The following is a 15062-nucleotide window of genomic DNA, read 5'->3' on the forward strand; positions in this document are numbered from 1 at the left end:
GCCGGTGGGGCAGTCCTTCAAGTCAGCGCAACACTCGCGCCGCTTTCAAATCAAACCATGATTTCAGGAGAAGGCGTTGGGACGCTTCGCGCCTTCAACACGGCGTGCGGGTCATCCTAGACAGCGAAGAGCGTCTGGGCCGCGGTTGGCGACCGGCGCCAAGTTCAGATATCCCTGACAGATGCGTTCGATTGACGGCTTTCCGCGTCTTTCTGTCTTGCTCCAGGAAAGCCACACGAAGTGAAATGGACACGACGCTGTGTGGTTATTGTGTCCGTTTGTGTCCATCAGGGCTCCCCTCTGTTTCATTGGGTTTTGATACTGTATGGTGGCGGATAATTGCGCTGACCGTGGATCATACGGGGCCAAGGTCTAAGGCTGTCCGGCCCCTCCACTCTGAGTGTGATCCTTCCGGCGGCGGCACGCCCCCACGGGTGCTGACGGCGGGAGCCCCCCTGAACGCTGTGTGGAGTCAACTCAATGTCCAAGCCGTGGCCCCGGTGGCCTCTGCTCCTCGCCGGTCTTTTCTCGGCGAGCTCATCCCTCGCGGCTGAGAAACTCACCCCTGTTTCACCACTCACGCTGACGCAACTCCAGGTCCGGGAACCCGCCCGTGTCGCGGAATCCCTGTCAACCCTCAAGGCGCGAAGCCTCCAACTCGGGCTCGGCTCGCGGGATGGCTTCCAACTGTCCAGCTCCAGCACGGACCGCTTTGGTCAGACGCACGCGCGCTTCGCGCAGACATACCAGGGCGTACCCGTATGGGGCGCCCTGGCCATCACCCACCAGGGACTGTCCGTGGGGGACCTCCGCATCACCAGTGAGGGTCTGCGCAAGGGCATCCGCCTGGACGTGACGCCCACGCTGGACGCGAAGTCCGCGGTGACGAAGGCCACCCAGGAACTGGCGCCCAAGGGTGAGTTCGGTGCCGCGCCGAAGAGCGAACTCATCGTCTACCCCCAGACGCGGCTCGTGAACCGCTATCCCGGCAAGCCCGTCGCGAAGCAGAACGCAGCGGACTTCGACACGCAGGTCATGGGTTACCGGCTCGCGTACCACGTGCACACCGAGCTGGAGAACGCGAAGGACGGCGTCAAGCACACGGACTTCATCATCGACGCGCACTCGGGCGACGTGTTGAAGAAGTGGAACTCGCTCCAGACGGCCGCGGCCAAGGGCCTCGGCCGCTCGCAATACAGCGGTGACGTGCCGTTGGACGTCTTCCAGAACGCCCAGGGCCTCTTCGAGCTGCGCGACGTCACGCGCGCCGGCGGCGAGGGCATCCGGACCTATGACGTCAACCACGCCGCCGTGCAGAACGGCGTCATCCCCACGTTGACCCTCTACACGGACGCCGACAACACCTGGGGCGACGGCCAGAACTACATCGTCGGCGCCAACAACACCCTGAGCACCAACGGTCAGACCGCCGCCGTCGACGCGCACTACGGCCTGCTGACGACGTGGGACTTCTACAAGAAGATCTTCGGCCGCGACGGCGTGGACGGCTTCGGCTCGCCCACCTACAACCGGGTGCATGCCAGCAACCTTTACGACAACGCCTTCTGGAGTGATGGCTGCTTCTGCATGAGCTACGGCGACGGCTCGTACCCGGCCGCCAATGGCATGCGGTCCATGGGCGTGCTCGACGTGACGGGCCACGAGATGACCCACGGCGTCACCTCGCACACGGCGGGCCTCATCTACGAAGGCGAGTCCGGCGGCCTCAACGAGGCCAACTCGGACATCTTCGGCACCCTGACGGAGTTCTGGGTGGCCAACGGCCGCGGCAGCGTCATTGGAGACACCGGCGGCAACTGGCTCATGGCCGAGCAGCTCAGCGACATCCCGCTGCGCGTCATGTTCCGCCCGTCGCTGGACGGCGCGAGCGTGGACGCCTGGTACCCCGGCCTCGGCAACATCGACGTACACTTCAGCAGCGGCCCGATGAACCGTGCCTTCTACTTCCTGTCCCAGGGCGCGCAGCCGCTGTCCGTCGGCACCGACTACTCCAGCACCTACCTGGCCTCGGGCATGAGGGGCATCGGCAACGACAAGGCGGCGGCCATCTGGTACCGCGCGCTCACCGTCTACCTGTTCCCGTCGTCCAACTACATGTCGGCCCGCACCAGCAGCCTCCAGGCCGCGGCGGACCTCTTCGGCTCCCAGTCCAACGAGTACCGTGCGGTGCAGAACGCCTTCGCGGCCATCAACGTGGGCTACACCGCCGGAACGTACGACGACCGCACGTCCCCCACCGTCTCCGCGAGCGTCTCTGGCAGCGCGCCTGATCTCCATCTGCACGCGCAGGCCGACGACAACGTCGGCGTGGCCCGCGTGGAGTTCTTCGTCGACGGCGCCCTGACGGGGAACGTCGCCGCCCAGCCGTACCAGCTGCCGCTGGACGCCACCTCGCTGTCCAACGGCTCGCACCAATTGGTGGCCGTGGCGTACGACGCGGCCGGAAACTCCACCGCGTCCGCTCCGGCGAGCTTCACCGTCTCCAGCAGCTTCGAGCAGCTCCTGACCGACCCGGGCTTCGAGCTGGCCGGCCAGGGATGGGTGGCGGACCCGCCGGAGAACATCAACTTCCCGGTCTCCTCCGGCACGCACTCGGGCCAGGGCTACGTGTGGCTCAACGGCTGGGGCACGACGCACGTCGACCGGCTGTGGCAGGACGTCACGATTCCCTCTGGCGTCACCCAGGCCTCGCTGACGTTCTTCCTCAACCTCACCACCGCCGAGACGACAACCACCGCCGTCCGCGACACGCTGACGCTGCAGGTGCGCGACACCTCCGGCACGGTGCTGGGGACGGTGGCGACGTGGTCCAACCTGGACGCGACGCTGGGCTGGGTGCAGCAGAGCGTGGACCTGACGGCCTTCGCGGGCCAGACGGTGCGCATCTTCGTGGAGGGCAGCGAGAACGCCTCGCTCGCCAGCAGCTTCCAGTTGGATGACTTCTCGCTGCGCGTCATCCGCGCGGCGGATGCCGAGGCGCCCCGGGTGAGGGCCAACGTGGTCTTCTCCGGCACGCGCGTGGGCTATTTCGCGGACGTGTCCGACAACGGCTTCGTCAACGCGGTGGAGTTCCTCGTCGACGGCGTGTCCCTGGGCAACTCGGTCAAGTCGTTCACCCGGGTCGTCAATCTCTCCACGTTGACGGCCGGCGAGCACACGCTCGTCGCCCGGGCCACGGACGCGGGCGCCAACGCGGGGGACTCTCCCGTGGTGACGTTCTACGTGGACACCACCGCCACCCAGCGCGTGCTCAATCCCAGCTTCGAGACCTCCACGAGCTGGACAGGGGCGACGACCCTGTCGGGCTCGGCGGGCATCTTCAGCAACGCGTCCTTCGCGCACACGGGCAGCCGCATGTACGTCTTCTGGACCAACGCGGGTCCGGCGCGGCACTCCGTCCGTCAGTCCGTGGCCATTCCGGCGACCGCGACCTCGGCCATCTTCAGCTTCTGGCTGCGCATCTACAACGGTGCGTTCACCGACGCCGTGGCCCACCACACCTTCAGCGCGAAGGTGCGGGATTCCGCCAGCACCGAGTTGGCGACGCTGAGGACGCTCTCCAACGTGGATGACACCAACGCGGAGTACATCCAGCACCGCTTCGACCTGACCGCGTACCGGGGCCAGACGGTGCAGTTGTTCTTCGACGTGGACCAGACGGCGGCCCCGCAGATCGCGGACGAAGTCACCCAGTTCTTCCTGGATGACATCAACCTGATCACCTCGACCCAGGCGGACATCCAGCGCCCCACGCTCTCCGCGGCGGTCGAGGGCAGCTACGGGACGGTGCAGCTCCGGGCCTCCGTGCGCGACAACGTTTGGACGTCCACCCTCGCGTTCCTGGTGGACGGCGCTCCGGTGAGCTCGTTCACGGACGTCGATGGCGTCTACGCGACGGCGTTCGACACGAGGAGCCTGTCCAATGGCCCGCATGAGTTCAAGGCGACGGCCACGGACAAGGCGGGCAACACGACGGAGCGCACGGTGAGCTTCGAGGTGCGCAACTCTACCATCCAGGACCAGGGCGCGCCGCACATCACCGCCAGCGTGGAGGGCCTGTTCGAGACCTACACGATGCGGGCCGAGGTCACCGACGACACGGGCGTGGCCTACGTGGAGTTCTACGTGGACGGCGCACTGAAGGGGAGGAGCACGTCCGAGCCGTACACGCTGCCGCTGTTCCCGATTCCGCTGGCGCCGGGGGAGCACGTCCTCGAGGCGGTGGCGTACGACGCCTACGGCAACTGGTCCAGGGCGACCACCCCCTTCACGCTGCATCCCGTCACGGTGGAGTTCGCGGCGGCACCGCACGTGGTGCCGGTGGGTGAAACCGTCGCTCTGCGGGCGAACGTGGCGAACGCGGTGAACACGGCGGTGAGCTGGTCCGTGGTGGAGGGCCGCATCTGCGGCACCATCAGCGCGGACGGCGTCTACGCCGCGCCGGGAGGCCGGGGCCTGTGCCACGTGTCCGCGGTGAGCGTCGTGGTACCGACGGCGAAGGCCGTGGCGACCTTCCGGGTCTACACGGGCGACATCAATGGCGACAACGTCGTGGACGGAGAGGACATGGGCCTGCTCGCGCAGGACTACGGCACCCAGGGCTCCGAGGAGACGAACCTCGACGGCGTCGACTCCGTGAACGACAGCGACATCACTCTCTTCGTCAGCCAGTTCGGACGGTAATCCCCAATGAAAACGTGGATGAAGCTCATTGTTCCGCTCCTGATGGGGGCGCTGGTGGCCTGCACCGACTCCGACTCGGGGCCGGTGACGGTGACTCCGAAGAACGTCACGGTGAAGGCCGGTGAGAAGGCGACCTTCAACGCCTCGGTGAAGGACGCGAAGGACCCGCGCGTCCTCTGGTCGGTGGAGGGAGGCGACTCCCACGGCACCATCAGCAGCTCGGGCGTCTACACCGCGCCGGCCGAGGCCGGCACGTACACCGTGGTGGCCACCAACGCGGTGGACACCTCGAAGAAGGACTCGGCAACCGTCAAGGTGGAGGCAGTCCAGACTCCGACGGTCATCGTGAAGGTGACGCCGGAGGTGGTGACCATTGGCCAGGGGACCGCCACGGACCTCACGGCGGAGGTCTCCGGTTCCTCCATCACCGCGGTGCAGTGGTCCGTGGAGGGTGGCGACGAGAACGGCACCGTGAGCAGCACGGGCCGGTACACGGCGCCGAACACGGCGGGCACGTACACCGTGACGGCCACCAGCGTGGCGGACCCGACGAAGAAGGGCTCCGCCTCCGTCACGGTGGAGCCTGTCGTCGTCGGGGAGGTGGCGGTGACGGTGAGCCCCTCGTCGGGCACCACCACTTGGGATGGCATCGTCCAGCTCGCGGCCGAGGTCACCGGCACCAACAACCTCGCGGTGCAGTGGTCCGTGGAGGGTGGCGACGCGAACGGCTTCGTCAGCAGTACGGGCGTGTACCGCGCGCCGAACAAGACGGGCACGTTCACCGTGACGGCCACCAGCGTGGCGGACCCGACGAAGAAGGGCTCCGCCTCCATCACGGTGGAGCCTGTCGTCGTCGAGGCGGTCGCGGTGGCTGTCTCTCCGAAGACGGGCACGGTGGAGCAGGATGGCTCCTTCTCCCTGTCCGCGCAGGTCACTGGGACGAACAACGTCGCGGTGCAGTGGTCCGTGGCGGGTGGAGACGACAACGGCACCGTGAGCAGCACGGGCGTGTACCGGGCGCCGCGCCGCGCGGGCACGTTCGTCGTGAGGGCCACCAGCGTGGCGGACCCGACGAAGTCCGACTCGGCCAGCCTCTCCGTGGAAGCCATCGTCGTTCCGACGGTGGAGGTGAGTGTCACTCCGAAGACGGCGACGGTGGGGCAGGCGGCTGTCGTCAACCTCACGGCTGAAGTGACGGGCACCTCCGTCGTCGCGGTGACCTGGGCCGTCGAGGGCGGTTCGGCCAACGGCACCGTGAGCAGCACGGGTGTGTACACCGCGCCGAACAGGCCGGGGACGTACACCGTGACGGCCACCAGCGTGGCGGATGCGTCGAAGAAGGACTCCTCCGTCATCACCGTGCCTGTCGCTGGCACGGTGAACTACGTGGACCCCACGGGGACGGGCTGGCGCCTGGTTCGCAACGCCAGTCTGTCTTCGGGCAACACGCTGGTGCTGGACCTGGTGGGCCCCGCGGGCCAGTCCGGCCGCGGCGCGGACCTGACGCTGGGGCTGGATGCGGCCACGGCGTCGTGGTCCACCGTGGACGGCTCCGAGTACGTGGCCAACCGTGGCTATGAGCTCGGCGCCGCGCCCCAACTGCTCAAGTCCGCGTTGAAGGGCAGCACGCTGAGCGTGGGCGTGTACCAGAAGGGCGCTCCGGCGCACGCGTACGACGGCGCGCTGCTGTCCGTGGCGCTGACCGTGGATGTCATCGCCGAGACGCCGGCCGGTATCGTGGTTCCGCTGAACGTCCTCAAGGCACACGCGCTGCCAGCCTCCGGCTCGCTGCAGGCAATCAACGTGGAGGTGGGCACCATCACCACCGCTCAGTAATCCGGAGCCCGAAGCAGTGAGAGCGGTGGCCTCCCCAAGGGGAGGCCGCCGTTTTCATTACGACGACGCCGACCGTCAGCAGGGACGCGGCGACGTACCACGTGTGTCTCCACTCCCAGTGGTTCGCCACGGACAGCCACGCATAGAAGATGGCGACGTGGACCCCGTTCCACGCCACGAGCAGCCCCAATTGTGTCGAATGCCGCGCGCCGCGGAAGCGCCACGCGAGCGCCATGCCGAGAAGAGCGAAGGCGATGGCCTCCGTGGCCATCTGCCCAAGGCTGCCGTTCGGGTGGTCGTAGTAGGTGGCGCAGTTCGGGTCGCTCCGCATGCCGACGCCGACCGCCACGAGGACCGCGAGGTGGGGCAGGAACTGCCATGTGGGGACAGCGCGCCACCGGAAGCTCAGTGCGAGGACCACGTTCATCCACAGCAGCAGGTTCGCCTTCGTGTAGAAGAAGAAGTTGCTCTCCCCCCAGTCGCAGCCGCCCTCCATGAAGAGCGCCATGCCCTCGTCACACAGCGGGCCGGGGGGCAGGGACAGGAGCAGACCCGTCGCGCACGTCGAGAGGAACATCGCCGGCACGACGAGTACGGCGAGGCGCGCGAGGCGAGCCTGCGAGGTCCGGGGCCTGGAGGGCTTGGCGTCGAGGAGCACCGCAGCACCTTATCGCGTTGCTTGCCTGGTGGGTCTAGACGAGGGTGGGGACCTTCGCGGGTACCGCATGCGTAGCGTTGAACTCGCGAGTCGTGTGCGGGCTCTTGGGGTTCAGAAGGGAGCCAACCTGCCGACCGGCACCTCGGGAGTCTCCAGCGGCTCGGCCGCTCGTGGCGAGGAGACGTCCCTCCACTGGAAGCGCATGTCGCCGGGGACTCAAGCCGCGGCTGGTGAATCAGAAGGACGCGGCCTTGAAGGCCCACAGGGGCGCGGCCGGGTCCCTCTTTCCAGCACCTGCTCGAGCACGCCGCGGGCGGATGGGACAACAACAGCGCCGATGGCACGGGCGACCCCATGTCCAGCTATGCGGGCCTGACGCACGAAGAGCTCATCAACTGGGTGGTGCGGAGCGAGCCCCTCGAGTTCGCGCCTGGGACGACGTACCAATATTCGAACTTCGGCTACAGCATCCTCGGGCGCATCATCGAACGCGTCACGGGGATGACCTACGAAGCCTATATGCGTGACCAGGTGTTTACACCCAGCGGAGCCACCAGCTTCGCCGTGGGAGGCAATACGCTGAGCGAGCGTCTGCCCGACGAGGTCGTCTACCACCAGTTCGGAAAGAGGGCCTACAATCCCTACGGCATGCAGCTGCGTCGCATGGATGCGCATGGCGGCTGGGTCGTCACGCCCATCGACTTGCTGCGCGTCACCGTGAGAGCGGATGGGTTCTCCACCGTCCCGGACCTGCTGAGCACGACCTCACTCACCACGATGACCACACGCACCACGGCGCGCGACCCCTCGGGAAATCCCACCGCCTACGCCAGGGGATGGGTGGTGAGCAACGACTCCGATTGGTGGCACAACGGCTACCTCCAGGGCACCTTGGCCATGTTGGTGCGAACCGCTGACCGCCATGGGCCCAGCGGCTCCGAAGAGTTCACCTGGTCCGCCCTGGCCAATTCCAACAACAGCCCCGCCTCGAACACCCCCGACATCAACCTCGACGAACTCATGAGGGATGTCGTGAACGGCGTCAGCGCATGGCCCGCGCACGACCTCTTCTGACAGAGGCCTCGACCGACCTTCCGGCGCGGGACACAGGACCGGCGGGGCTCGCAAGGGCCTCCGTCGGTCCGCGATGCCCGCCATCGTCAGGCGGCTCGAGCTCGCCGCCGACGCGGACGCTCAGTCCACCAGCTTCGCCTCGCCCTGGAGCCGCGCGCCCCCGGTTTGCTGCATGAGGCTGAAGAGCGCCGAGGCCAGCGAGTGCTCGTTGAAGATTCCCTTGGCCATGTCCCCCGTGCGGCTCACTTCGATGGCGTTCCCCGAGCCCTGCGTCACCGACGTGGTTGAGGTCAGGTCCACGCCTCGGTAGCTGAGCCCCAGGCCCGCGAACCGGCCCTCCTCCTTGAGCAGCGAGGTGAGCGCCGGCCCCGAGAGCCCCTCGAGCGGCTGCATGAACTTGAGAGCGACGTGGCGATGCAGCACCGAGTCCCAGGCGCGGAAGACCTGCCCCATGCCGCCCTGTCCCAGCCGCTCCGTTTCTCCTCGGAACTTCGCCCCTGCTAGGAGGGTCGAAGCTGGATATAGCCGAGCACTTGCGGACGCCTGTCCGGCGGGAGGGAGCACGTGATGCGAAGACGCGCGTGGATGGGAGTGGGGGCCGCCGTGCTGGCGGCGGGCCTCGGCCTGGCGTGGAGGTGGGGCCAGGCGCCCGCCACCGCCCCAGCGCCCGCGGTCCAACGCCCTGCCACGGAAACGGAGGTGGAGCGCCTGAGGGCGCACGTGCGCATGCTGTCGGAGACGTTCCACCCGAGGGACTCACGGCACCCGGAGAACCTGGAGCGCGCGGCGGACTACATCGCCGGCCACCTGGCGCGGGCGGGAGGGCACGTGGAGTCGCAGCACTTCCGGGTGGACGGCCGGGACTACCGCAACGTCATCGCGCGCTTCGGGCCGGAGGACGGTGAGCGCATCGTGGTCGGCGCGCACTACGACTCGGTGCGAGGCACGCCCGGGGCGGACGACAACGCCAGCGGGGTGGCGGGGCTGCTGGACCTGGCGGCGCGGCTGGGCCGCCAGCCGCCGCTCCTGCGGGTGGACCTGGTGGCCTACACGCTGGAGGAGCCGCCGCACTTCCGCACGGGGAACATGGGCAGCGCGGTGCATGCGCGCGCGTTGAAGGAGGCAGGGGTGCGGGTGCGCGCCATGGTGGCGCTGGAGATGCTGGGCCACTTCACGGACGTGCCGGGCAGTCAGGAGTATCCACTGGCGGCGCTGAAGCTGAAGTACCCGGACACGGGCCACTTCATCGGCGTGGTGGGCACGCCGGGGGACGGCGGGCTTACGGACACCGTGGCGGAGGCGATGCGGGGGGCGAGCCCCTTGCCGGTGGAGTCGCTGAGCGCGCCCCGGGCGCTGGAGGGGGTGGACTTCTCGGACCACGGCAGCTTCTGGGCGCAGGGCTACCGGGCCGTCATGGTGACGGACACGGCGTTCTTCCGGAACCCGCGCTACCACGAGGCGGGGGACACGTGGGACACGCTCGACTACGCGCGCATGGCCCAGGCTGTCCAAGGGGTGTATGCCGCTGTGAGGACGCTGGCCGGAAGCCCCTCCCCCTCGCAGTGAAGTCGAACGTCGTCCTGAGCAACTCGGCGTCAGTCCACTCGCGGTGTCTGGGCGTTGCCCGGTTCCGTAGACCGCGGCGGCTCCCTGGAGGAGGACCGCCCGGGCTCTGAGGGTGGCCCGGGCGGAAGCTCATCACCAGTCGTAGCCGTGGTAGCTCTTCAGCGAGATGACCTTGCCGCTGTTCGGGTAGTACAGGACGCCGTACTCGGCGTAACTGTGGCAGTTGTGGCAGGGGATCTCCTCCCAGGCGAACCACGCCTGGATGGGGCCACCGCCCGCGAACGTGTCGATGGCGGCCAGCAGCGGGTCGCTGCTCGAGCCGAAGAAGTAGTTGTCCACCACCATGCCGGCGCGGTCGGTGGCCACGCCCCAGTCGAACGGCAGCACTGTCTGCGTCGTCTCGTGGAGGTGGTCCACCACCGTCTGGATGGTCACCGGGGTGGCCGGGCACTCCGGGGTGCTGTACGCGTCGATGCCGACCAGCCCGTACCACGTCGTGGCCAAGGCGTTGGAGTCGGACGCCGGGAGCGCGGGCGCCGGGGGCGGGAAGCCAATTGAGGTGAGCGACAGCGGCTGGCCGGGGAGCACCTCGCAGGCGCTCGCGTACGTGCAGCGCTGCACCTGGCGGTAGGTACCGCACGAGCTGAAGTCCAGCGTGCCCGCGGGCTTCGAGTGGTAGCAGTTGTAGACGGCCGGCTGGCAGGCGGGGGACGGCCACGTGTTGTACGGGTCGTCGTTGGTGCTGATGGCCAGCCCGGTGACGCGCACCACGAGGCGCGCCGTCTCGTCCACCACGGCGCCGGTGTTCAGCGCGGCGGTGAAGGTGAGGGGAATGGTGTGCGGGTCCACGGCCTGGTGCACGGCCGGGTAGCGCCAGTCCAGGTTGAAGGTGTCCGCGTCCACGCGGGAGACCGTCGGCACGCCGTCCGGCGCGGTGACGGTGAGCGACGTGGCCGCCGAGTCCACCCGGCCGCGGTACATCAGGGCCTCGGTGCCGGCCGTGTTGCGCACGTAGACCGGGTCGACGTTCTCGAAGACGGAGATGGAGTTCGGCCCACGGAAGTCGAAGAAGCGGGGCGCGAGGATGATCTGCGCGTAGTACCGCGTCGGCGAGCCCGTGAAGGTGTCGATGGAGACCAGCAGCGGCAGGCCGGAGAGCATCGTGTTCAGCTCGTGGCCCTCCTCCAGTACGACCTCGAAGCGCCGCTCGCTGATGACGCTCGCCGTGCCAAAGGCATCATCCGGCACGAAGCTGAAGACATCGCTGATGTAGCGATTGGTGGTGCCACGAATCACGAGCACGCGGCGGTTGTTGCGCGTCTCGAAGGTGCCCAGCGTCTCGAAGCTGAGTTCGTGCGTGCCGGTGGGCTCGTACGCGTAGATGCGGGTGGCCGTCGCCGCGGCGGTGGAGACGCCCGTCTCCTCGACAGGGACGACGGGCGACTCGTCGGGAGACGTGCTGCCACAGGCAGTGACTCCGAGAGACAGAGCACAGGCGAGTACGAAATTGCGGAGCTTCATGTGTTTCCTCCAAGTGAAGAATTCCGGGGGATAGCACATGTGCCTGACGCAAGCGTGACGCGGCATGTCTCAGCTGTGTGACGACACCGGTGTGGCACGTCGGCGGCGGACGGTGGGCTTGTCGCGAGGAGCTTGTTCTGCCCCATCACGCGAACAGATCCACCTGGCGCGGCATCGCTCCTTCCAACTGCAGCAGGAACTGCTTGGTCGGCAAGCCGCCGCCGAAACCGGTGAGGCTGCCGTTTGCGCCGATCACTCGATGACAAGGCAACACGATGGGAATCGGATTGCGCCCATTCGCCGCGCCCACTGCGCGTGTCGCCGTGGGTCTGTCCACGCGCAGCGCGAGTTCGGCGTAACTGATCGTGCCGCCAAATGGAATGTTGGCGAGTTCCCACCACACCTGGCGCTGGAACTGCGTCCCCTGCGGCGCCAGAGGCAGTTCGAAGCTGCGGCGTTTGCCCGCGAAGTATTCGCCCAGTTGCTTCTGAGTGTCCCGCAGTACCGCGTGGTCGCCTTCGTGCCAATCCTCGCTACGACGCATCGGGTGGCGCGGTGCATGGAACTCGATCAGCCGCAGGCCCTCGTCATTGCCGGCAATCAGCAACGCCCCGACCGGGCTTTCGATGTGGCGATAGAACACGTTGCTTTGCATTACGCGGTCACCTTCGCCTTCTTGACGGGTGCGCTCTTGGGCGGCGTGCGCTTGAACCGCGGGGGCTTGACCGTGGTGTTCGTGGAGGACGCGTTCGCGATGGAGGTGGCCTTCGCGGGCCCCATCGAATCCTTCCACAGATGAATCACACCATAGGCGCGCCAGGGACGCCAGGCTTCCGCCCGCGCGGTCAGCGCCTTCGCGGTCATGCGCGAACCATCGTTGGGTACCGCGCGCTGCAGCACCAGGTCGTCGGCGGGGAATGCATCGGGATGGCCCAATGCGCGCAGCGCGATGTAATGCGCGGTCCACGGGCCGATGCCGGGCAACGCGACCCAGCGCTCCGTGAAATCGTCCAGCGTGCGCTCCGGCTTGAAGTCGACGTGGCCCTCCAGAAGTGCGCGCGCCATGGTCCGTACGGTCTGCGCACGCGCGCGTGTCAGGCCGATCGCACCCAGGTCGGCGTCGGCCAGCGCATCGGGCGTGGGGAAGAGGTGGTCGAGTCCAGGCGCGAGGGGTGCGGGCAGTGGCTGACCGAAGTGATGCGAAAGTCGCGTCGCCAGCGTGCGTGCGCCGGCAACGCTGATCTGTTGGCCGATGATCGCGCGCACCGCGATCTCGAAGCCGTCCCAGCCGCTGGGAACGCGCAGTCCCGCGCGCTCTTTCAGCAACGGACGCAGCCGCGCATCGGCGCCGAGCGCTTCGATGATGGCCCGCGGATCCGCGTCGAGATCGAACATGCGTCGCAGCCGATGGACGATCTCCAGCATCTGCGAAGGGCGCGCGCCGTGCAGTTCGAGCTTCAGCGCATTGTCGTCCGCCAGGCGATGCGATGCGGGCCATTGCGAAACACGCAGCCAGCCCGGCGCATCGAGCGAGCCGAAAACTCGCGAGTAACTCGTGGCATCCACCACCTCGACACCGGGCAGCGCGCGCCCGCGCAGGAAATCGAGCATCGCGACGAAGTCGTAGGGTGGGCGGTAACCCAGGCGCAGCGTCACGGTCTCACCGGGAACTTCGACTCGTTGCTTGCGCAGGTCGCGCGGAGCCATCCGATAGGCTTCGAGGAAGGCGGCGTTGAAGCGGCGCAGGCTGCCGAAACCGGCCGCAAGCGCGACTTCGGTGATCGGCATCGCCGTTTCCGTCAGCAGCTGTTTGGCGAACAACAGGCGTCGCGTGCCATGCACCCCCGTTGGCGACACGCCGAGGCGTTCGACGAACAGCCGACGCAGCTGGCGTTCGCCGATGTCGACGCGTTCGGCGAGCGCCGACAGTGGCTGTTCGTCGAGAACGCCTTGTTCGATCAGTTTCAAAGCGCGCGCCAGCAGCGCATCGCCACGACGCCATGCGCCGTCGCCGGGTGACAGTTCCGGGCGACATCGCAGGCAAGGCCGGTAGCCGCCGGCTTCCGCGGCGGCTGCGCTGGCGTAATACGTGAAGCGCTTGGCCATCGGCGCCGGACAGACGGGGCGGCAATAGATCTTGGTGCTGGTGACCGCGGTAAAAAAGAGCCCGTCGAAGCGCGGGTCGCGGGTGATGCGCGCCTGCTCACAGGTGTGCGCGTCAGGGAGCGCGGTGGCGTTGGCAAGCGTCGACATGAGTGCAGGCTAGCACCGCGCCGGGAGGCGGACTCGCCGGATTCGGACATCGTCATGAATGTCCGTTTCGTTCAGCAACTTTGTTCAGCCGACGCCGCTCAACCGATCACTTCAGCGCGCGCATCAGAGGGAAGGGGGCCCTGTTGAGGGGGAGGGCGCATGCCCCTCGCCAGCCTGGGCCTGTTCGCCTTCACCGAGGCCAACGCCCGCGAGGGGACGGCGGGCGTCGGTGCTGGATTCACGTTCGGCTTGTAGAGGAGGGAATGAGGGGCCCCAGCAGCGCTCGACTGCGCAGCCCTTCTGGTCGCTCCCGAACACCGGGGCGTCCGTCGGACGTGCGGGCGGCTGCGGCGAAGCTCTACCCTGGCGGAACGCGCGTCTGGGCCGTCTTCGCGGGCACGTAGCACCCGCCCTCGTGGACGTAGCCGACAGAGCCGCAGTCCCTGAGCCACAACTCCACCTTCTCCCAGCACCCGCCGTTAATGCCCATGGACCCTCCGGTGCACGGGGGCGTGTCCTGGCCGGGGAGTGGCTTCGCTGGGATTCCGAATCCGAGGAGTCCGCCCGGCTCAAGTCCGCGGTCGTCGTTCTGCCAGTCCTCCCTCCACTGGAGGATGGCAGGCACCGCCATCACGAGTCCGGCGACGCCGAGCAGGGCTGCGAGGGCAATCATGAACTTCTTCAAGGGCACCTCCGCACGAGGGAGGCGACCATAGCCCCGCTTGCCGTCGAGCGCCCCTCTCATGCCGGGGCAATGGCTGGCGAGGGCGGTGCGGCGGGCCGTTAGAACTCCTGGCCCGTCCTTTACGGGCACGTGACATCCACCAGCGGGTGGCGTCCAATGATGAGGGATGACGCCTGAGAGTGACGCGCTTCTGCCGCTGGTTCCCTCGTCGGTGGCCACACCGGAGGGGGAGCCCCGATTCGGCACGTACCAGGGGGATCTGGCCGAGGTGGACCTGCCCAGTCTGCAGGGGAGGTGGGCCGTCTCCAGGATGTACCCGCTGGCTGATGTGCGCTTCGAATATCGCCACATGGAGTTGATGCGGCCATGGAAGGTGACGACAGTGGATGGCTCGGTGGACCTGCGTTTCCAGCCTGTCTACGTCCATGCCGAGGATCGCGAGGAGGCGCTCGTCCGCAGCAAGTTCGAGCAGCCCATGGGGCTCTTCGAGGGCACGGTGACCGTGGGTGGAAAGGCGCTCCAGCTCTCCAATGTGCCTGGTGTCACCAAGAGTCAGTCCACGCGCGGCCCCCACCGGTCCACCCTGTAGGCGATGAGCGCGCTGGCGCCCCAGGCCATGGCGAGGAAGGATGGGACGCCCACAGAGGGCTGGGTGTCGCTACCGCGCAGCACATTCTGAGAGTCGGGCATTGTGCAATGAATGGCGTGGGCAAACGACTGCCCCCGCTCACGAGGGGGATGTCATGAGCTGGATTCCAACTGGGC

10 protein-coding genes and 1 pseudogene are annotated in these 15062 nt (G+C 67.7%); 5 read left to right on the forward strand and 6 right to left on the reverse strand.

Annotated elements, in window-relative coordinates; translation table 11 throughout:
- Positions 1-480: 480 nt before the first annotated feature.
- Positions 481-4704, forward strand: coding sequence for a M4 family metallopeptidase (locus HUA75_RS09395; RefSeq protein ID WP_174486175.1), 4224 nt, complete (start codon positions 481-483; stop codon positions 4702-4704).
- A gap of 18 nt (positions 4705-4722) precedes the next feature.
- A complete protein-coding gene (locus HUA75_RS09400; protein WP_174486176.1) occupies positions 4723-6540 on the forward strand; it encodes a hypothetical protein in 1818 nt (605 codons plus the stop codon).
- Here HUA75_RS09400 and HUA75_RS09405 read toward each other — a convergent pair.
- Positions 6524-7198 carry a hypothetical protein gene (locus HUA75_RS09405; RefSeq protein WP_174486177.1) on the reverse strand — a complete coding sequence of 225 codons (675 nt, stop codon included), beginning with the start codon at positions 7196-7198 and terminating at the stop codon, positions 6524-6526. The genes HUA75_RS09400 and HUA75_RS09405 overlap by 17 nt on opposite strands.
- Before the next feature lie 285 nt (positions 7199-7483).
- Between HUA75_RS09405 and HUA75_RS09410 the strand changes: the two are divergent.
- Positions 7484-8272: pseudogene (locus tag HUA75_RS09410) on the forward strand (serine hydrolase domain-containing protein); the annotation flags it as partial.
- A gap of 120 nt (positions 8273-8392) precedes the next feature.
- Here HUA75_RS09410 and HUA75_RS09415 read toward each other — a convergent pair.
- The gene (locus tag HUA75_RS09415) at positions 8393-8725 is read right to left on the reverse strand and encodes a hypothetical protein (protein ID WP_174486178.1); all 333 of its coding nucleotides are present in this window, start codon (positions 8723-8725) and stop codon (positions 8393-8395) included.
- A 114-nt stretch (positions 8726-8839) separates the two neighbouring features.
- Between HUA75_RS09415 and HUA75_RS09420 the strand changes: the two genes are divergently transcribed.
- On the forward strand, positions 8840-9838 hold the full coding sequence (locus HUA75_RS09420; protein WP_174486493.1) for a M28 family peptidase: 999 nt from the start codon (positions 8840-8842) through the stop codon (positions 9836-9838).
- Between the two features lie 132 nt (positions 9839-9970).
- Here the strand turns inward: HUA75_RS09420 and HUA75_RS09425 are convergent, their stop codons facing one another.
- The 4 genes from HUA75_RS09425 to HUA75_RS09440 all read right to left on the reverse strand — a co-directional run bounded on the left by HUA75_RS09425 (position 9971) and on the right by HUA75_RS09440 (position 14297).
- The gene (locus tag HUA75_RS09425) at positions 9971-11359 is read right to left on the reverse strand and encodes a hypothetical protein (RefSeq protein WP_174486179.1); all 1389 of its coding nucleotides are present in this window, start codon (positions 11357-11359) and stop codon (positions 9971-9973) included.
- A gap of 145 nt (positions 11360-11504) precedes the next feature.
- Positions 11505-12014 carry a methylated-DNA--[protein]-cysteine S-methyltransferase gene (locus tag HUA75_RS09430; RefSeq protein ID WP_174456831.1) on the reverse strand — a complete coding sequence of 170 codons (510 nt, stop codon included), beginning with the start codon at positions 12012-12014 and terminating at the stop codon, positions 11505-11507.
- Positions 12014-13612, reverse strand: coding sequence for a DNA-3-methyladenine glycosylase 2 family protein (locus HUA75_RS09435; RefSeq protein WP_254627476.1), 1599 nt, complete (start codon positions 13610-13612; stop codon positions 12014-12016). The genes HUA75_RS09430 and HUA75_RS09435 overlap by 1 nt, the downstream gene beginning before the upstream one ends.
- Before the next feature lie 358 nt (positions 13613-13970).
- Positions 13971-14297, reverse strand: coding sequence for a hypothetical protein (locus HUA75_RS09440; RefSeq protein WP_174486180.1), 327 nt, complete (start codon positions 14295-14297; stop codon positions 13971-13973).
- A 166-nt stretch (positions 14298-14463) separates the two neighbouring features.
- Here HUA75_RS09440 and HUA75_RS09445 point away from each other — a divergent pair, with 166 nt between their 5' ends.
- Entirely contained in the window at positions 14464-14886 is a 423-nt protein-coding gene (locus HUA75_RS09445) for a DUF2804 family protein (RefSeq protein WP_174486181.1), read from the forward strand.
- Positions 14887-15062: the final 176 nt, after the last annotated feature.

Source organism: Myxococcus sp. CA040A (assembly GCF_013336725.1).
Classification (GTDB): Bacteria; Myxococcota; Myxococcia; order Myxococcales; family Myxococcaceae; genus Myxococcus; species Myxococcus llanfairpwllgwyngyllgogerychwyrndrobwllllantysiliogogogochensis.

What these genes read in the sequence shown, in the direction of transcription:
- HUA75_RS09415 (WP_174486178.1), bottom strand. Translation starts at nt 8,725, where the DNA reads ATGGGGCAGGTCTTCCGCGCCTGGGACTCGGTGCTGCATCGCCACGTC.
- HUA75_RS09420 (WP_174486493.1), top strand. Translation starts at nt 8,840, where the DNA reads ATGCGAAGACGCGCGTGGATGGGAGTGGGGGCCGCCGTGCTGGCGGCG.
- HUA75_RS09445 (WP_174486181.1), top strand. Translation starts at nt 14,464, where the DNA reads ATGACGCCTGAGAGTGACGCGCTTCTGCCGCTGGTTCCCTCGTCGGTG.
- HUA75_RS09435 (WP_254627476.1), bottom strand. Translation starts at nt 13,612, where the DNA reads ATGTCGACGCTTGCCAACGCCACCGCGCTCCCTGACGCGCACACCTGT.
- HUA75_RS09430 (WP_174456831.1), bottom strand. Translation starts at nt 12,014, where the DNA reads ATGCAAAGCAACGTGTTCTATCGCCACATCGAAAGCCCGGTCGGGGCG.
- HUA75_RS09395 (WP_174486175.1), top strand. Translation starts at nt 481, where the DNA reads ATGTCCAAGCCGTGGCCCCGGTGGCCTCTGCTCCTCGCCGGTCTTTTC.
- HUA75_RS09425 (WP_174486179.1), bottom strand. Translation starts at nt 11,359, where the DNA reads ATGAAGCTCCGCAATTTCGTACTCGCCTGTGCTCTGTCTCTCGGAGTC.
- HUA75_RS09400 (WP_174486176.1), top strand. Translation starts at nt 4,723, where the DNA reads ATGAAGCTCATTGTTCCGCTCCTGATGGGGGCGCTGGTGGCCTGCACC.